This window comes from Brucella pseudogrignonensis (genome assembly GCF_032190615.1).
In the GTDB taxonomy this organism is placed as follows: Bacteria; Pseudomonadota; Alphaproteobacteria; order Rhizobiales; family Rhizobiaceae; genus Brucella; species Brucella pseudogrignonensis_B.
Genome location: NZ_JAVLAT010000001.1, coordinates 1,584,926 through 1,602,279, shown reverse-complemented (window position 1 = coordinate 1,602,279; position 17,354 = coordinate 1,584,926). Strand labels below are relative to the sequence as shown.

Here is a 17,354-nt window from a genome sequence, read left to right as displayed (position 1 = left end):
TGCAAGGGGATGCAACAGCTTTTTTTCAGCTATTTTTTTCAACGGCATAATGAGCTGGCTTATTTAGTTGAAAACTGGCGCTTCTCCCGCCCCAAAAGCCACAAAATCCGGGTTGGCGAAGCCTTTCACGCTTCCATCAGAACGCGCACCATAGATCATCGACTTTCCGTCAAAAGTCGTTGTCATGCCACCGGCTGCACGCAACACCGCGTCGCCCGCTGCCGTATCCCACTCCATTGTCGGGCCAAAGCGTGGATAAAGATCGGCATCGCCACGCGCGATCATGCAGAATTTCAGCGACGACCCCACCGAAACACATTTGCCACTGTGATTGTTTTTCAGAAATTGCTCGGTTTCTAGCGTCAAATGAGAGCGGCTGCACACCACGGTCTTTTCATCTGGTGCAATGCGAGCTGTAATCGCACGCCTGCTTATGATTTGATGGTCGGCAGATGTTGTCACTTCCTGCGCACCGTCACGACTGCCCACATAAAGTAGGTTGCGCACAGGCGCATAGACCAGCCCCAAAACAGGCACTCCGTCCTCAATCAGCGCAATATTCACCGTAAAATCGCCATTGCGCAGCAGAAATTCCCGCGTCCCATCCAGCGGATCAATCAGAAAAAAACGTCGGCCCAATTGCGCTGGCAGTCGACCTGCGGCAGCCTCCTCCTCAGCCACAACCGGAATATCGGGCGCAAACGACGCAAGGGCCGCAAGAATAATCGCCTCAGCCGCGTGATCAGCTTCGGTTACTGGCGACTGATCTTTCTTGGAATGAACTGCGCATCCTTGCGTATAATGCTTGATGATAACACGACCAGCCTCAAGCGCAGCATTCTCCAGTGCAGCGAGCAAAGCTTTGCTGTCGGAATCAGTTTTCGGAAAGGCTACTGCTGTCATGTCTCAAATCGACCAGGAATCACTGCCATAACTGCCGATAACACCGCGCTCGGCCAGATACTTTTCTACTTCCGCGACGAGTTCGTCAATGTCACGCCCGGCGGTGTGAAGATGCACTTCCGGGGAATGCGGTGCTTCATAGGGCGAATCAATGCCGGTAAACGCCTTGATCTCACCACGCAGTGCCTGCGCATAAAGCCCCTTTGGATCACGCGCCATGCATTCCTCAATCGGCGTATCAACGAAGATTTCGATGAATTCACCCTCCGGCAAACGCGACCGCACGCGGTCGCGTTCAGATCGGAATGGCGAAATGAACGAGACCAGCGTGATCAACCCGGCATCGGCCATAAGACCTGCTACCTCGCCTACGCGGCGGATATTCTCGGCGCGGTCTTGATCCGAGAAACCAAGATCGCTGTTAAGGCCATGCCGGACATTATCGCCATCCAGCAGGTAGGTGTGCTTGCCAAGCGCATGAAGTCGCTGTTCGAGCCGGTTGGCGATGGTAGATTTTCCCGAAGCGGACAAGCCCGTGAACCAGAGCACAGCCGGCTTCTGGAATTTTTGCGATGCACGTGCCTGTTTGTCGAGGTCAAAAGCCTGCAAATGCACATTGGTTGCCTGACGCAATGCGCTATCAATCATACCGGCGCCAACCGTCGCATTGGTGAGACGATCAATCAGCACGAAAGCGCCGGTCACGCGATTGTCCGAATAGGAATCGAAAACAATCTGGTCCGCTGTCTGAAGATGGCAAACACCAACTTCATTGAGATCAAGCCGTGTCGCTTCTTCGCGCGCAAATGTATTAACGTCGGTGCGGTATTTGATCTCGCTGATCGTCACCGGCGTCTGATCTGTTTCAGTGCGCAGCAGATAAGAACGCCCCGGCTGCAAAGCTTCTTCACCAAACCAGACGATATTGGCGCTAAAGCGATCCGCCACTTCTGGCCGCGCCTCTGTACCCACCAGCATATTGCCACGAGAGACTTCAATCTCGTCTTCAAGAACGAGCGTCACCGCCTGCCCTTCGGTTGCGCGGGCCAGGTCGCCGTCATAGGCGGCGATGCGTTTCACCTTCGATTGCTTGCCTGATTTTGCGACAACAACCGTATCGCCTTCTGCAATCGACCCTGAGGCAACAGTGCCGGAGAAGCCACGGAAATCGAGATTTGGCCGGTTCACATATTGCACCGGAAAGCGAAATGGCTTGCCGATACTATCCGTATCAAGACGCACTGTTTCCAGATGTTCCAGCAGATAAGGGCCTTCATACCAGCCGATACGCGGTGAAAGGCTGCTGACATTATCGCCGAACCGCGCAGAAAGCGGGATTGTCTGAATGCTGGCGAAGCCCAAGTCTTTGGCAAAGCTCATATAGTCAGCAACAATACGATCAAAAACATCTTGCGAAAAATCAACCAGATCGATCTTGTTGACGGCCACGACAATGTGCCGGATACCCAAAAGCGAAGCGATGAAGCTATGGCGGCGAGTCTGCGTCAGAACACCCTGCCGCGCATCGATTAGCACCACTGCTAGATCAGCCGTCGAAGCGCCTGTTGCCATGTTGCGCGTATATTGCGCGTGGCCTGGTGTGTCGGCCACGATAAATTTACGACGCGGCGTTGAAAAGAAGCGATAGGCCACATCGATGGTGATGCCTTGCTCGCGTTCGGCTTCAAGGCCATCGACCAGCAGCGCGAAATCAAAATCGTCATCCGTGGTGCCAAATTTGCGGCTGTCGTTCTTCAGCGTCGCAAGTTGATCCTCAAAGATCAGTTTGGTGTCATAGAGAAGACGCCCGATCAGCGTGGACTTTCCGTCATCGACCGAACCGCAAGTCAAAAAGCGGAGCAGAGTCTTACGCTCCTGATCAACGAGAAAATCGCTGACGGCGGCACTTGTTACAGAGGGTTTCAATAGGGCGTTCATCAGAAATAGCCCTCCCGCTTCTTCTTTTCCATCGAACCGGCTTCATCGCGATCAATGGCGCGGCCCTGACGCTCGGAGGTGCGGGCGATCAACATTTCTTCGACAATATCGGAGAGATTGGTGGCACTGGATTCAATTGCACCCGTCAACGGATAGCAGCCAAGCGTGCGAAAACGCACCATCCGCTCATCAACCTTCTCACCGGGACGCAACGTCATGCGGTCATCATCGAGTTTGATCAACATGCCGTCGCGCTCGACTACCGGACGAGGCGCTGCAAAATAAAGCGGTACAATCGGGATGTTTTCCTGAAGGATATACTGCCAGATATCCAACTCGGTCCAATTCGAGAGCGGGAAGACGCGGATCGATTCACCAGCTGCAACGCGGGTATTATAGACCTTCCACATTTCAGGACGCTGGTTCTTTGGGTCCCAGCCATGCTGCGCGTTGCGGAACGAAAAAATGCGCTCTTTTGCGCGGGATTTTTCCTCATCTCTGCGTGCACCACCGAAAGCGGCATCAAACTTATATTTATCGAGCGCCTGCCGCAAACCCACTGTCTTCATGACATGGGTATGGACGTTTGAGCCATGCGTGAATGGACCAACGCCATCGCGTACGCCGTCCTCATTGATATGAACCAGCAGCTCAAAACCCTTTTCGCGGGCCTGGGCATCGCGAAACTCGATCATCTCGCGGAATTTCCAGGTCGTATCGACATGCAGAAACGGGAATGGCGGCGGAGCCGGATAGAATGCTTTCATCGCCAGATGCAGCATGACTGAGGAATCTTTGCCCACCGAATAGAGCATGACCGGGTTTTCGAAAGTCGCGGCAACCTCGCGGAAAATGTGAATTGCTTCTGCTTCCAGACGCTCAAGATGCGTCAGGTTCTTGCTCAGGGATGCGTGATGCACGTCTGTTTCTCCCGGAAACCAGCTCGAAAAGAATAATGACGGGAGGTTTGATCCGGCGCAGGCGTTGGAAAACCACTCTCCGCGCATTGTCGTGAAAGACAGAGCAAAAGGAAAAGTATGCTATCGCGTATTGTGACGGGGTTAAGCGAAAACGTGCCTGTTTTGACGCGATAACGGAAACAAACTTGCGCCAGATCGAAAAGTGCAATTTTTAGCCAAGCTGCGGAAAATACTACTAAATTTGTGGTATTAAGCCGATTTTTAAGGAGTAAAATGTCCTTCGGGCCAAACCGCCAAAGGATCAAACGTCGTTAGAGAAGGCCAAATGTACGCGCTTTGGCGACGGCCTGTACCTTGTTGACGGCAACAAGTTTGGTGAGAACATTGCTAATATGGAAATTCACAGTGCGCGTTGAAATGCTGAGGATGGTTCCAATAATCTCGGCGGTTTTGCCTTCGCTTGTCCAACGCAGGATTTCACGCTCGCGTGCAGTCAGATTCACTTCTGATACGCAGTTGATTTTTGGAACATTAAGATGTTCATACATGGCGAGGTGCAAGAGATTGGTCACAATCTGCATCTGGCGACGCAGCATCGAGATTTCACCTTCTGATAAAGCAGGCTTGTCACGCAAAAATGTGAGAATGCCAAAGACCCCTTGTGCAGCCCAGCATGGCTGAGAGATCCCGACACGAAGCCCGAAACCCTGCGCATCTGCCCATATCTGGGGCGTCTCGACAAAAAGCTTCTGCGACCAAACGAGCGGTTCAATGCTGTTTATTCCGCCCCGCACGACAGGGTCGATTTCGACATATTTCTTCGCCGCATATTGTTTCTGCCAAGCATCAGGCGTGGTCTCAAAGCGTATCCAGCGCGATACACTATCCAGCGACGGGACACACATGGAATAAGACACATAGGCAAATCCAAGTTTTGCGGCATAGGTCTTAATCTGCTCGAACAGGGTTTCGGCATTATCGGATGATTGGATGGTCTCGTAAAAATCTTCCCATTGCATAACTTGAATCCCAATATTGTTTCGATGAACCAGATAATTCGATAAAATTTGGATAAACAGACACATTCTGTGTCGATTGAACCGACCAGACAAACAAATACTAATTTTTTAGGATTCTATGGCGCCGGAACCCGAATTTTTATTATCGACCACAAGACCGTGAGCCACCTGTATTATATACCATATGATTTACAGGTCATCTACACATATTGATTTCAATATTTTCATATTTTTTATAAAAATAATACTTATTTCAGCTAGATAAAAATTAAGTAAAATTAAATAAATAAGCCCCGCAATGCGGGGCTTATGATTTTCAGATGCGCTACGGTTATGCAGCAGCTTCAACCGGCTCCGGTGCCTGACCGGGAATATAATTGAGAACTGGCCCAAGCCAGCGTTCAACTTCCTCCACGCTCATGCCCTTGCGGTTCGCGTAATCTTCGACCTGATCACGCTCGACCTTGGCAACGCCGAAATAATAGCTTTCGGGATGGCCGATATAAAGGCCAGACACCGACGAGCCCGGCCACATGGAATAGCTTTCCGTCAGTTCGACGCCGGTTTGCGCTGTTGCATCCAGAAGCTCGAACAAGGTCTTCTTTTCGGTGTGATCAGGCTGCGCCGGATAGCCCGGTGCCGGACGGATACCGGCATAACGCTCGTGGATCAGATCATCGTTTGAAAGCTCTTCGCCCGGCGCATAGCCCCAGAACTCGTTGCGCACGCGCTGATGCATTAGTTCAGCAAAGGCTTCAGCGAAGCGGTCAGCCAGTGCCTTCACGAGAATGGATGAGTAATCGTCATTTGCGCGCTCAAAGCGTTCGGCAATTGCCACTTCCTCAATACCTGCGGTGACGACAAAGCCGCCAACATAGTCCTGTTTGCCGCTATCGGCTGGTGCCACGAAATCCGACATAGCGACATTCGGGCGACCATCACGCTTCGACAACTGCTGGCGCAAGGTGAAAAAGGTAGCGAGTTCTTCCTTGCGGCTTTCATCGGTGAAGAGACGAATATCGTCGCCCACGGTATTGGCAGGCCAGAAACCAATTATGCCACGCGGCGCAAACCACTTTTCTTCGATGATCTTCGCAAGCATGGCCTGTGCATCCGCCCAGAGCTGGCGTGCTGCTTCGCCCTGCTTTTCATCTTCGAGAATGGCTGGATAGCGCCCCTTCATCTCCCATGTCTGGAAGAAGGGCGTCCAGTCGATGTAACGCGCAATCTCGGCCAGATCATAGTTCTCAAAGGTCTTTGTGCCAAGAAATGTTGGCTTTGGCGGTGTGTAGGCGTCCCAGTCCAACTTGTGGGCGTTTTCGCGCGCGCGAGCCAGGGGCAGACGCTTCTTTTCTGCCTCGTTGCGGGCATGCGCTGCCGCAACCTTGGCATATTCCTCACGAATGCCCTCGACATAAGCGCCCTTGTTTTCAGGCGACAACAGATTTGAAACAACACCCACGGCGCGACTGGCATCGATCACATAGACCGCCTGCCCCTTCTCATAGCGTGGATGAATTTTCACAGCCGTATGCACACGGCTGGTCGTCGCACCACCGATCAGAAGCGGCACGTTAAAGCCTTCACGCTCCATTTCAGCCGCCACATGCACCATCTCGTCGAGCGACGGGGTGATAAGGCCTGAAAGGCCGATGACATCGACATTTTCGGCCTTCGCCGTATCCAGAATTTTTTGCGCTGGCACCATCACGCCAAGATCAATGATCTCGTAATTGTTGCAAGCCAGCACCACGCCGACAATGTTCTTGCCGATGTCGTGTACGTCGCCCTTCACGGTTGCCATCAGCACCTTACCGGCACTCTGGCGACCTTCACCACCGCTCAGGCGCTTTTCTTCTTCCATATAGGGCAGAAGCACCGCCACAGCCTGTTTCATCACACGGGCAGACTTGACCACTTGCGGCAGGAACATCTTGCCCGAGCCAAACAGATCGCCGACCACATTCATACCGGCCATCAACGGGCCTTCAATAACATGCAGCGGACGTGCTGCCGCTTGACGGGCTTCTTCCGTGTCGGCTTCGATATATTCGGTAATACCGTTGACCAGCGCATGTTCAAGGCGCTTTTCAACCGGCCATTCGCGCCAGCTTAAATCCTGCGCTTTCGCTTCTTTGGTGCCGCTGTCCCGGAAACGTTCTGCAATTTCGAGCAACCGTTCGGTCGCATCATCGCGACGGTTCAGTACCACATCTTCGCAGGCTTCGCGCAGTTCCGGATCAATCGTGTCATAGACCGCCAACTGCCCGGCATTGACGATACCCATATCCATACCAACCTGAATGGCATGATAGAGGAAGACAGCGTGCATCGCCTCACGCACCGGCTCGTTGCCGCGGAACGAGAAGGACAGATTTGAGACCCCACCCGAAATATGGACGTGCGGCAGTGTTTGGGTGATCCTGCGCGTGGCTTCGATGAAATCGACGCCATAATTATTGTGCTCGTCAATGCCCGTTGCGACGGCAAAGACGTTCGGATCGAAGATGATGTCTTCCGGCGGGAAGCCAACCTGCTCGGTCAGGATCTTGTAAGCGCGGGTACAGATTTCGACCTTGCGCTCTTCCGTGTCCGCTTGCCCCGTTTCGTCAAATGCCATGATGACAACCGCCGCACCATAGGCACGCACCAGCCGCGCATGATGCAGGAAGGCTTCTTCGCCTTCTTTGAGCGAAATCGAGTTGACGATCGGCTTGCCCTGAACACATTTCAGGCCAGCTTCGATCACATCCCACTTCGAGCTGTCGATCATCACCGGAACGCGCGCAATATCCGGCTCTGCCGCGATCAGGTTGAGATATTCAACCATGATCTTCTGGCTGTCGATCAGACCTTCATCCATGTTGATGTCGATGATCTGTGCGCCATTTTCCACCTGATCACGCGCCACATCCAGCGCTGTCGAATAATCACCAGCCTTAATGAGCTTACGGAAACGCGCGGAACCCGTGACATTGGTGCGTTCGCCGACATTGACGAAAGGAATATCCTTGGTCAGCGTGAAAGGCTCAAGACCCGACAGACGCATCAGCGGCGGCACCTTGACGGGCTTGCGCGGTGGATGCTTGGCAACAGCAGCTGCTATCGCACGGATATGTTCTGGCGTCGAACCGCAGCAGCCGCCGACCACATTGACGAGACCTTCGCGCGCGAAATCCTCAATCTGAGCTGCCATGGCTTCCGGGCTTTCGTCATACTGGCCAAATTCATTTGGAAGGCCAGCATTGGGATAGGCGCAGACAAATGTATCGGCAATACCAGCGATTTCGGCCAAATGTTCGCGCATTGCATTGGCACCGAGCGCGCAATTCAACCCGATGGTGAAAGGCTTAGCATGGCGCAGTGAATACCAGAACGCCGTTGGGGTCTGACCGGAAAGTGTGCGGCCCGAAAGATCGGTGATCGTGCCGGAAATCATCACCGGCAGATGCACGCCCTTCTCAATGAACACTTCTTCAGCCGCAAAGACAGCTGCCTTGGCGTTCAGCGTATCGAAGATCGTCTCGATGAGAATAATGTCGGCGCCACCATCGATCAGACCACGGATCTGGTCGGCATAGGCAATGCGCAGATCATCGAAGGTGACGGCACGATAACCGGGATTGTTGACATCCGGCGACAGCGAAGCGGTACGGTTTGTTGGGCCAAGTGCGCCGGCAACAAAACGGCGACGACCATCTTTCTGCTGCGCGCGGATGGCTGCGCGACGAGCCAAGCGCGCGCCATCACGGTTGAGCTCATAAACGGCATCTTCCATGCCGTAATCCGCCTGCGCAATCGTCGTCGACGAGAATGTGTTGGTTTCGAGAATGTCAGCTCCGGCCATAGCATAGGCATAATGAATTTCTTCAATTGCCTTTGGCTGGGTGAGCGTCAAAAGGTCGTTGTTGCCCTGAAGCTGGCAATCGCAGGAACCGAAACGCTCACCGCGAAAATGCTCTTCGTGAAAGCCCAAGCCTTGAATCTGCGTCCCCATAGCACCGTCAAGAATCAGAATCCGTTCACTTGCGGCTTTGGTGAGTGCTGCGAGCACTTCCGAACCGTCTGGCTTGACTGCCGTTGAACCAAAAAGATTATCGAGGGAAGACGTCATAGGGGATTACCGCCTGTGTTCTGATACGCTTCATCGCTACAGCAGAGCCCGAAATCCGCAAAGGACTTTCTGAAAAGACGATGCCTGGATTGCTTTATTGAATACACGCTGGGACGCTCTAGACGAGCGCACAGCGCACAAAGTCGATTTAATGACATAAACATATCTTTATGTCAATTCTGACGCCACTCGATTAATCGCAGCGCGCGTTTTCACTAAACTATTGCTGGTTTGAAGAAAAAGTGAGCTTTCAAAGCCACCGGCACGCCACAATGCAGGATCAAAATCGCACGAGGGACGTTGAGATAAGAATTCAGATAGGGAGACCCCAATGAAGAAATTAGCATCTTCCTTTTTCGCGGCGTGTCTATCACTTGGCCTAGGCGTGCCTGCCGTCACTGCAAGCGCCGATGCGGCACAGCCAGTCCCCCGTCTGGCAGCCACCGTCAGCCAGGATGCACAGGCTCCGATCGAGACTGTTCAATATTACGACTATCGTGGAGACCGGGGCGGCTGGCGCCACCATCCGCCGCGTTATCGCGATGGCTACAGGCACTACCGACCACACCATCGGAATTGGGGCCCGCCGCCACGCTATCGTCATCACCCACCGCGCTATCGCCCTGGACCTGTCTACCGGGGAGGCGGGAATGCGCATGTGCGCTGGTGCTATAATCGCTATCGGTCATACCGGGCTTACGACAATACATTCCAGCCTAATTACGGCCCGCGTCGCCAGTGCTACTCGCCTTATATTTAAGCAAAAAGCCCCGGAAAACCGGGGCTTTTCATAAGAATATTTATGTCAAAGATCAGGTGACGAAAGCGCCGATGGAGGCTGCGACCAAGCCGATAGCCACGGCGATCATCACGCCATAGACGCGAGGCTTGTCGAAAAGTACGGCAAAAGCAGAAAACCAGCCCACCACCGCTGCACCCAGCGCAAAAAGAAATCCGGGCTTATCACCATGGTAAAGATTGGCTGCCATTAGCGCGCCGACAATCAGCGCACCAAAAACGATCATCAGCCCTGTGGCATAGCGTTCGTAATCGTCCATTTAAACTTCCTCGTTCCGATCACATGCAACATGCTCCGGAAGGTATCGCTCTGTCATTTGGCCATTTAAAGACATGAATCCTCGTCATGCCCATGGCGGTTGTTTCCACACAATCACTATTTGCTGCGTTCTTCAACCATTTCGCAACACCATCCGCAGCAATTGTTGCGAATTATGCTATATCGCTGTTTATGGATTCGACTGGTATCAACATATTCGAAACGCCTATCGGCCCTTGCGGGATTGCATGGCACACCGACAAGATTATCGGTGTGGAAATCGGCGACCTAGATGAAAGCGAAACACGTTATCGTCTGCGATCACGCTTTTCAAACGCGAACGAAGCCGCGCCGCCCGCCTATGTTAGCGCAGCGATTGATAAGGTTCGCGCGCTTCTCGAGGGTGGAAATCCAGATTTTTCGCAAACACCGCTTGCGCTTGATCCGTTGCCGGAACTCAACCGGAAAGTCTATGAAATCCTTCTCGCTTTAAAAGCGGGCGAGACAATCACCTATGGCGCAATCGCACGCAGGCTTGGCGATGTCAGCCTTTCGCAGGCAGTGGGCTATGCACTGGGGAAAAACCCGTTTCCGATCATCGTGCCTTGCCATCGGGTCTTGGGTTCCAATGGCAAGGTTGGAGGTTTTTCGGCGGCGGGTGGTACAGCCACCAAGTTGCGGCTGCTGAATATTGAACGTGCGAGAACGTCAGCGGAGCCCGACTTGTTTGGTGGATTACCGTTGCAGGCTCCACCGGAGGCTGATTAGCTTTTGTCGGTCACGACATCTGCGGAAAAACGCAATTCACGCATCGGGCGCACATACTGGGTGGACGCATCATAGGTGGGATGGTTTTTGTATGCGAACAGCGCTTCTTCGTCCTTGAACTCAGCATAGACCACAAGATCAATCGCGTTGCCCATCGGGTCGACCTTGGAATTCGGCAGAACTTCAAACACGTCGGAATAAGGAATAGTACCCAACTGCTCCAAGCCCTTGCGGACGACATCGATGTCCTGATCGGGCTTGACGCTGAAGAAAACAATGTGGCGGATCACGTCTTGTCTCCAATGATTGATGCGGCGTATCTACCCTATCATCCATCGAAGCAAAACAGCTAAATACCTAAAAGCAATATTTAGACGGCCTTTACCCGCCGCCAGGCGAACCCGCCTTCCTGCTGAACCGAACCACGGCCGGGTTGATAATAGCCGGGCGTATCGACAAGACGCTGCTCGCCAAGGCGCGATTGCGCGAGTTTGTTGGTCACTTGCAGGCTGTCAAAACCTGTGCGCAGCATCAGTGCCGCCTGATCAATCAGCACATCCCCCGTCGCCCGCAGCTCGCCCACAAAACCCGCACGACGCAGAACCTCGGCCTTAGAATAGGAGCGACCATCATTGAAGGCCGGAAACTCCAAAGCAATGACTGGCAGGTTTTCGAGATGATCCAACAGCGGATCAATTTTCTCACCCGGCGTCACCGAAACACCGATACGGCGATTGGAGGCGCGGCGCAGCTCCTCATCAAGCCCCAACCAGACAGCCAGCGGAATGATGATCGCGGGCGCGTCACCTGCGGTTTCGAGATCATCGCCAAAAATATAATCGTCTTCACGAAAGCCCTGCTCGGACCAAAGTTTTGTTTCACTCATTTCCGGTCCAAAGCTCCATGATTTTTTAGACTATCAGCAAGTCCGCTCAGATGGATGCCGCATTCGGTCTTTTCCGATCCCGACCAGCGCCCGGCGCGCTGGTCTTCACCCTCGCTCACGGGTCGCGTACAAGGCATGCAGCCAATTGAACGGTAGCCCTGCACCGTCAGTGGATGGACAGGCAGATCATGTTTTTGCGCGTAGTTTCGCAAGTCATCCGCGCTCATCCGCGCCAGCGGATTGATGCGAATGCGTGGGCCGACCGATTCAAAAACCGGCAATGCATTGCGGGTCGATGCCTGAAACTGCTTCCGACCGGTCATCCATGCACGATAAGGAGAAACAGCTCGCGCCATCGGCTCAACCTTGCGGATAAAGCAGCAGCGATCCTTGTCGGTCATCGACAAAGCACCAAACGGATCATCCGCTTTCACGCTGTCCGCAAGTGGCAAAATATCCTGCACGTCGAGAAGCCCCAGCCGGTCCACAAGATCATGCCGATAATCGAGCGTCGCGCGGAAATGCTTGCCTGTATCAAGAAACAGAACCGGCGTTGCCGGATCAATCTCCGAAATCATGTGCAGCAGGACAGCCGATTCAGCACCAAAGGACGAAACGACTGCAATCTGGCCATCAAAGAGTTCATGGGTGCTGAGCGCAATCACGTCCTGCGGAGAGGACGCGCCATGATTTCCCTCCAACAGCCGCGCCTGCGCGGCTGCGCGTTCATCGGCGTCAGGCTGCACGGTTCACCTCGCCATAAAGTGCCCTTTTGAAAGGCTCCATACCCACCCGGCGATAGGCAGCAATGAAACTTTCATCCGCATGCTCACGCAAGCCAAGATAGGTATCGACCACCGTTTCTATGGCATCAACCACTTCTTCTGACGAAAAGCCGCGTCCAGTAATGTCGCCGATGGATGTATATTCATCCGCCGAACCGCCAAGCGTGATCTGGTAGAGTTCTTCACCCTTCTTTTCGACACCAAGAATACCAATGTGACCGACATGGTGATGGCCGCAGGCATTGATGCAGCCGGAAATTTTGATCTTGAGATCGCCAATTTCCAGCTGGCGCTGCTGATTGCCAAAGCGTTCAGAAATGCGCTGCGCGACCGGGATCGAACGCGCATTGGCAAGCGCGCAATAATCAAGGCCGGGGCATGCGATAATATCAGTGATCAGACCCGCATTGGCCGTCACCAGTCCGTCCGATTGAAGCAGGTCATAGACCGCCGGAAGATCGGCCTTGGCCACATGCGGCAGAACCAGATTCTGCTCATGGCTGACGCGGATTTCATCAGAAGAATAGGTTTGCGCAATATCCGCTACCAATTCCATCTGTTCAGCACTCGCATCGCCCGGAATACCGCCAATGGGTTTGAGCGAGATCGTCACGACCGCATAATCCGGGTTCTTGTGCGGCGTCACATTGCGCTGCGTCCAGGCGGCAAAATCGGCATCAGCCTTCTGCGTGACAGCCAGAATTTCCCAGCCTTCGGGACGCTGCGGCAAATCCGGCATACGGAAATAGCTTTCAATCGCATCAATATCGCGCTGCGGCAGTTGCAGATCGCTGTAACGGATCTGTTCCCACTCAGCGTCAATCTCCTGCACCAGCGGCTCAATGCCAGTTTCATGCAAGAGGATTTTAATACGCGCTTTGTATTTATTATCGCGGCGTCCATGGAGATTATAAACGCGGACAATCGCTGTCACATAGGTCAGCATGTCCTCAAGCGGCAGGAAGTCGCGGATTTTTTTGGCGACCATCGGCGTGCGCCCCTGCCCGCCGCCAATATAGACAGCAAGGCCTAGCTCGCCTGCTTCGTTCTTTTTCAGCTGCAAACCGATATCATGCACCTGAATGGCCGCACGATCATGCTCTGAGCCAACAATCGCAATCTTGAATTTGCGCGGCAGATAAGAAAACTCGGGATGCAGCGACGACCACTGACGCAGAATTTCTGCCAGCGGGCGCGGATCGGCCACTTCATCAGCGGCCGCCCCTGCAAAGTGATCAGCGGTCACATTGCGAATGCAGTTGCCCGAAGTCTGAATGGCGTGCATTTCGACTTCGGCCAGTTCTTCAAGAATGCGTGGCACGTCTTTTAGTGCTGGCCAGTTATACTGAACATTTTGGCGCGTTGTGAAATGCGCAAAACCGCGGTCATACTCGCGCGCAATAGAGCCAAGCCTGCGCAACTGGCGGCTCGACAATGTGCCGTAAGGGATTGCGACACGCAGCATATAGGCGTGCAATTGCAGATAAAGGCCATTCATCAAGCGCAACGGCTTGAACTGGTCTTCCGTCATTTCACCCGAAAGGCGGCGCTCAACCTGATCCTTGAACTGTGCAACGCGGGCCGCAACAAAATCGCGGTCAAATTCATCATAACGATACATGGTAATTTCCGATATCCAGATCAGGAGGCTTGCTTCAGGCTTTTTTCACGCATGGCTTTATCCCAAAACCGGTTCCCACTTTTGGGAGCCATGCGGTTGACCAAGCGTAACGATGGTGGGGCCGGAGAGCCGGATGCGCTCGCGCAGGCGAATGGGATAGAGCCCTTCGTCACGCTCTTCGACATCAATCACATTCACATCGACAACCAGGTTGGCTTTGGCAGCAACCTTGCCAGCATTTTCGAGAGCGCTAACGGCTTCCGCATGACGGGCAACCAGCGCGCCATCAATCGTTTCCTGCCATGAACCATCAGCGCCAAGCCACACGGCCTGACCATCAATGAGCCGGTTTGCGGTGAGAACTTTTACAACCATTTTTCCAACCCCTGATTTAAGCGGCGACTGCAACGGGACGAACCGCCAGCGCTTGCGCTTTATCGATAGCGGCACCTGCAACAGCATCGCCGATGATGACCATGACCGGACCCGCAAGCTCTTTGCGCTCTTCCAGCGATGGCAGATCTTTCAATGTTCCATGAAACAGCTGCTTGTCCTTGCGGCTGGCATTTTCAACAACCGCGACAGCCGTATCTTCATGCAGTCCCGCAGAAATCAGACGGCTTGCAACGGATGCAGCAACACTTGAGCCCATATAGACGGCGATTGTTGCGCCCGAGACGGCAAGCTTGGCCCAGCCCGGCAAGACATCGCCTGCCATGTCGTGGCCAGTGGTGAACACCAGCGAGGACGCCACGCCGCGCAGTGTCAGCGGCAGTTCCATATCGGCTGCGGCAGCGAAAGCAGAGGTGATGCCCGGCACGATTTCAAAACCGATACCCGCCGACCGCAGCGCCGCCATTTCTTCGCCCGCACGGCCAAAGACCAGCGGATCGCCCGCTTTCAGACGCACCACGCGCTTGCCTTCGCGACCAAGGCTGACGAGGAGATCGTTGATCTCGTTCTGGCTTTTGGAATGGCATCCCTTGCGCTTGCCGACCGAAAGACGCTCCGCATCGCGGCGACCCATGGCGATAACGCCTTCTGGCACCAGCGCGTCATGCACAATCACATCGGCTTCCATCAGCACACGATGCGCACGCAGGGTCAGCAGATCTTCTGCACCCGGACCAGCGCCAACCAGCCAGACATAACCGGCAGCATTCTGCGGCTCTGCAATTAATGCATTTGCTGCTCTATCGGCTTCCTCGCGGTCATCGTTTTCAACAGCCCGCGCAACGGCGCCGGAGAAAAACCCGCGCCAGAAGCTGCGGCGCGCCAAGCCCTTTGGAAGCAGCTTTTCAACATGCGCGCGCCAGCTTTCGGCATAATGTGCAAGCTCACCAAGACGTGGTGAGAAAGCCGCATCAATACGCGCCCGCACCATCTGTGCTAGCACAGGCGCCGAACCTTCCGTGCCAATGGCAATTGCAATCGGTGCACGGTTAACGATAGCCGGTGTCAGGAAATCGCAGAGTGCAGGACGATCAACAACATTGACAGGAATCTTATGCGCTTTGGCTATCGCTGCAATTGCGCGATCGGTCTGTTCATCGCCGGTCGCAACAAAAACCAGCTTCGCACCTTCAAGATGTTTTGATTCAAAAGCTTGCCGGATTTGCTCTGCACCATGGCTTTCGATGAAGCTCGCCAAGGCTGGCTCAAACTCTTCCGCAACGATGCGCAAACGAGCTGACGTCTGTGCCACGAGCCGCGCCTTGTTAAGCGCTTCTTCGCCACCGCCAACAATAACCACCACCTCTCCCGAAACACGGAAGAAGGCAGGAAAATCAGCAAGAAGTCGTTGGGACGCGAGAGCCACAGCAGTATCCTTTTTAGAGCTGCTGGTATTATCCCCGGGCTGGTCAAAATTTATAAGAAACGGGCTTGCGCGCGCAAATCGCGCGGAGCATCACTTTTCCTCTAAAAAGGTATTTTGAGGATTATAATTCCTGTTTGCCTCAAATTATATCCCATAATTTTTGTAGGATTATCAATCAACTAGCTATAATTGCCCGACGTAAAAAATGCTGGCACATGCTTTGGCCAGCGTCGTGGTAAGACAGCCACGAGATCAAAGCGCAGTGATAATTGTGCGTAATCCGTTTGGCGTTGCAGCCACATATCCGCCGCCGCCTCGATCCGCCGCATGGCTTGCGGGGTGACGGCCAGATGTGCCGCTTCCACACTGGTCCGCGCTTTCACTTCAACAATAAGAATGAGATTGCCGCGTCGGGCAATGAGATCGATTTCTCCTAGCCGTGTGCGATAGCGGCGCGCGACGATACGATAACCTTTGAGCATCAGCGCGAAAGCCGCCAGACGTTCAGCGCTGTGTCCGCGAAAGAAAGCAAGTCGCTTTTTCTCGCGGAAATCACTCATCAACCTTGCGCCTTCAACTGCATCAGACGCTGATAGAGCACTGACTTTTGCCCGCCGGTCATCTTTGCGGCCTCGCCTGCCGCCTTGGATGGAGACAATTCCTGCGAGAGTGAAAGCAGCAGCTTGTCGATGTCTTCTTCGCTCTGCGGTCCAGCCTCGCCTGTTGGTGGTCCAACGAGCAGCACGACCTCACCGCGAATACGATCTTCGCCATCAAATTGCTTTTTCAACTCGCCCAGAGTGGCGGTGACAATAGTTTCATAGGCCTTTGTCAGTTCGCGGCAAAGCGCTGCTTCACGCGCATCGCCAAACACATCAGCCATATCGGCAAGCGTCGCGGCGGCACGATTGGGTGATTCATAGAACACCAGCGTTGCGTCGATATTCTTGAGGCTTTCGAGCTTGGAGGTTTTCTGGCCGTGTTTGACCGGCAGAAAGCCGCAGAACATGAAAGCATCAGTCGGAAGCCCGGAAGCAGCAAGGGCTGCAAGAAGTGCGGAAGCGCCCGGAACCGGCACTACGCGAATACCTGCCTCACGCGCTTCACCCACAAGCCGGAAACCGGGATCGGACACAAGCGGCGTTCCAGCATCGGAAACCAGCGCCACGCTCTTGCCAGCCTGCAAGGCTGCAATCAGCTTTGCGCCTGCTTCGGCAGCATTATGCTCGTGATAGCTGATCGGGCGGCGCGCAATGCCGTAGCGATCCAGCAAGACACGGGTCACGCGGGTATCTTCACAGGCAACAATGTCGGCACTTGCCAGCACTTCCAGCCCGCGCAGCGTCATGTCGCCAAGATTGCCGATAGGTGTCGAGACGATATAGAGCGCGGGTTCAATTGGGCGCGCACGCTGGGCGGTGCCACCGACAACAAATTCGCGTTTCTGCTCGTCCAAAAATTCGCTCATCTAAATTCCTTCTTTTCGCATGTCGTTATCGGGAAACCGGTTCCCACTTTTCCGCG

The 17,354-nt window shown here is 54.0% G+C and carries 16 protein-coding genes; 2 read left to right on the top strand and 14 right to left on the bottom strand.

Annotated elements, in window-relative coordinates; genetic code table 11:
* Positions 1–63 precede the first annotated feature (63 nt).
* The 5 genes from cysQ to metH form a co-directional block, all read right to left on the bottom strand.
* On the bottom strand, positions 64–903 hold the full coding sequence (cysQ, locus tag RI570_RS07725) for a 3'(2'),5'-bisphosphate nucleotidase CysQ (protein ID WP_313827832.1): 840 nt from the start codon (positions 901–903) through the stop codon (positions 64–66).
* A 3-nt stretch (positions 904–906) separates the two neighbouring features.
* Entirely contained in the window at positions 907–2,841 is a 1,935-nt protein-coding gene (gene cysN / locus RI570_RS07720; protein ID WP_313827831.1) for a sulfate adenylyltransferase subunit CysN, read from the bottom strand.
* Positions 2,841–3,761: a sulfate adenylyltransferase subunit CysD gene (gene cysD, locus RI570_RS07715; RefSeq protein WP_313827830.1), complete on the bottom strand. Its 921-nt coding sequence runs from the start codon at positions 3,759–3,761 to the stop codon at positions 2,841–2,843. Before cysD ends, cysN begins: the two co-directional genes overlap by 1 nt.
* A gap of 311 nt (positions 3,762–4,072) precedes the next feature.
* Positions 4,073–4,780, bottom strand: coding sequence for a LuxR family transcriptional regulator (locus tag RI570_RS07710; protein WP_313827829.1), 708 nt, complete (start codon positions 4,778–4,780; stop codon positions 4,073–4,075).
* A 331-nt stretch (positions 4,781–5,111) separates the two neighbouring features.
* Entirely contained in the window at positions 5,112–8,894 is a 3,783-nt protein-coding gene (metH, locus tag RI570_RS07705) for a methionine synthase (protein WP_313827827.1), read from the bottom strand.
* A gap of 331 nt (positions 8,895–9,225) precedes the next feature.
* On the opposite strand from metH, the gene RI570_RS07700 reads away from it, so the two are divergent.
* Positions 9,226–9,654, top strand: a complete 429-nt coding sequence (locus RI570_RS07700; protein ID WP_313827825.1) for a BA14K family protein — start codon at positions 9,226–9,228, stop codon at positions 9,652–9,654.
* A 52-nt stretch (positions 9,655–9,706) separates the two neighbouring features.
* Here the strand turns inward: RI570_RS07700 and RI570_RS07695 are convergent, their stop codons facing one another.
* Positions 9,707–9,952: a hypothetical protein gene (locus RI570_RS07695; RefSeq protein WP_007873334.1), complete on the bottom strand. Its 246-nt coding sequence runs from the start codon at positions 9,950–9,952 to the stop codon at positions 9,707–9,709.
* Between the two features lie 191 nt (positions 9,953–10,143).
* Between RI570_RS07695 and RI570_RS07690 the strand changes: the two genes are divergently transcribed.
* Complete coding sequence (locus RI570_RS07690) at positions 10,144–10,719, top strand: methylated-DNA--[protein]-cysteine S-methyltransferase (protein WP_313828591.1); 576 nt, start codon at positions 10,144–10,146, stop codon at positions 10,717–10,719.
* On the opposite strand, the gene RI570_RS07685 is transcribed toward RI570_RS07690, so the two are convergent.
* The 8 genes from RI570_RS07685 to rsmI form a co-directional block, all read right to left on the bottom strand.
* Entirely contained in the window at positions 10,716–11,009 is a 294-nt protein-coding gene (locus RI570_RS07685; RefSeq protein WP_313827824.1) for a Dabb family protein, read from the bottom strand. The genes RI570_RS07690 and RI570_RS07685 overlap by 4 nt on opposite strands.
* Before the next feature lie 80 nt (positions 11,010–11,089).
* Positions 11,090–11,605 carry a DUF934 domain-containing protein gene (locus tag RI570_RS07680; RefSeq protein ID WP_313827823.1) on the bottom strand — a complete coding sequence of 172 codons (516 nt, stop codon included), beginning with the start codon at positions 11,603–11,605 and terminating at the stop codon, positions 11,090–11,092.
* Positions 11,602–12,351, bottom strand: coding sequence for a phosphoadenylyl-sulfate reductase (locus RI570_RS07675; RefSeq protein ID WP_313827822.1), 750 nt, complete (start codon positions 12,349–12,351; stop codon positions 11,602–11,604). Before RI570_RS07675 ends, RI570_RS07680 begins: the two co-directional genes overlap by 4 nt.
* The gene (locus RI570_RS07670) at positions 12,341–14,011 is read right to left on the bottom strand and encodes a nitrite/sulfite reductase (protein WP_313827821.1); all 1,671 of its coding nucleotides are present in this window, start codon (positions 14,009–14,011) and stop codon (positions 12,341–12,343) included. Before RI570_RS07670 ends, RI570_RS07675 begins: the two co-directional genes overlap by 11 nt.
* A 57-nt stretch (positions 14,012–14,068) precedes the next feature.
* Positions 14,069–14,386, bottom strand: coding sequence for a DUF2849 domain-containing protein (locus tag RI570_RS07665; RefSeq protein WP_313827820.1), 318 nt, complete (start codon positions 14,384–14,386; stop codon positions 14,069–14,071).
* Positions 14,387–14,402: 16 nt separating this feature from the next.
* On the bottom strand, positions 14,403–15,830 hold the full coding sequence (gene cysG, locus RI570_RS07660; protein WP_313827819.1) for a siroheme synthase CysG: 1,428 nt from the start codon (positions 15,828–15,830) through the stop codon (positions 14,403–14,405).
* A 179-nt stretch (positions 15,831–16,009) separates the two neighbouring features.
* Complete coding sequence (locus RI570_RS07655) at positions 16,010–16,390, bottom strand: YraN family protein (protein ID WP_313827818.1); 381 nt, start codon at positions 16,388–16,390, stop codon at positions 16,010–16,012.
* Positions 16,390–17,298, bottom strand: a complete 909-nt coding sequence (rsmI, locus tag RI570_RS07650; RefSeq protein WP_313827817.1) for a 16S rRNA (cytidine(1402)-2'-O)-methyltransferase — start codon at positions 17,296–17,298, stop codon at positions 16,390–16,392. The genes RI570_RS07655 and rsmI overlap by 1 nt, the downstream gene beginning before the upstream one ends.
* Between the last annotated feature and the right edge of the window lie 56 nt (positions 17,299–17,354).

Coding starts and splice junctions, on each gene's coding strand:
- cysQ (WP_313827832.1), bottom strand. CDS start 903: ATGACAGCAGTAGCCTTTCCGAAAACTGATTCCGACAGCAAAGCTTTG.
- cysN (WP_313827831.1), bottom strand. CDS start 2,841: ATGAACGCCCTATTGAAACCCTCTGTAACAAGTGCCGCCGTCAGCGAT.
- RI570_RS07710 (WP_313827829.1), bottom strand. CDS start 4,780: ATGCAATGGGAAGATTTTTACGAGACCATCCAATCATCCGATAATGCC.
- metH (WP_313827827.1), bottom strand. CDS start 8,894: ATGACGTCTTCCCTCGATAATCTTTTTGGTTCAACGGCAGTCAAGCCA.
- RI570_RS07700 (WP_313827825.1), top strand. CDS start 9,226: ATGAAGAAATTAGCATCTTCCTTTTTCGCGGCGTGTCTATCACTTGGC.
- RI570_RS07695 (WP_007873334.1), bottom strand. CDS start 9,952: ATGGACGATTACGAACGCTATGCCACAGGGCTGATGATCGTTTTTGGT.
- RI570_RS07690 (WP_313828591.1), top strand. CDS start 10,144: ATGGATTCGACTGGTATCAACATATTCGAAACGCCTATCGGCCCTTGC.
- RI570_RS07680 (WP_313827823.1), bottom strand. CDS start 11,605: ATGAGTGAAACAAAACTTTGGTCCGAGCAGGGCTTTCGTGAAGACGAT.
- RI570_RS07670 (WP_313827821.1), bottom strand. CDS start 14,011: ATGTATCGTTATGATGAATTTGACCGCGATTTTGTTGCGGCCCGCGTT.
- RI570_RS07665 (WP_313827820.1), bottom strand. CDS start 14,386: ATGGTTGTAAAAGTTCTCACCGCAAACCGGCTCATTGATGGTCAGGCC.
- RI570_RS07655 (WP_313827818.1), bottom strand. CDS start 16,390: ATGAGTGATTTCCGCGAGAAAAAGCGACTTGCTTTCTTTCGCGGACAC.
- rsmI (WP_313827817.1), bottom strand. CDS start 17,298: ATGAGCGAATTTTTGGACGAGCAGAAACGCGAATTTGTTGTCGGTGGC.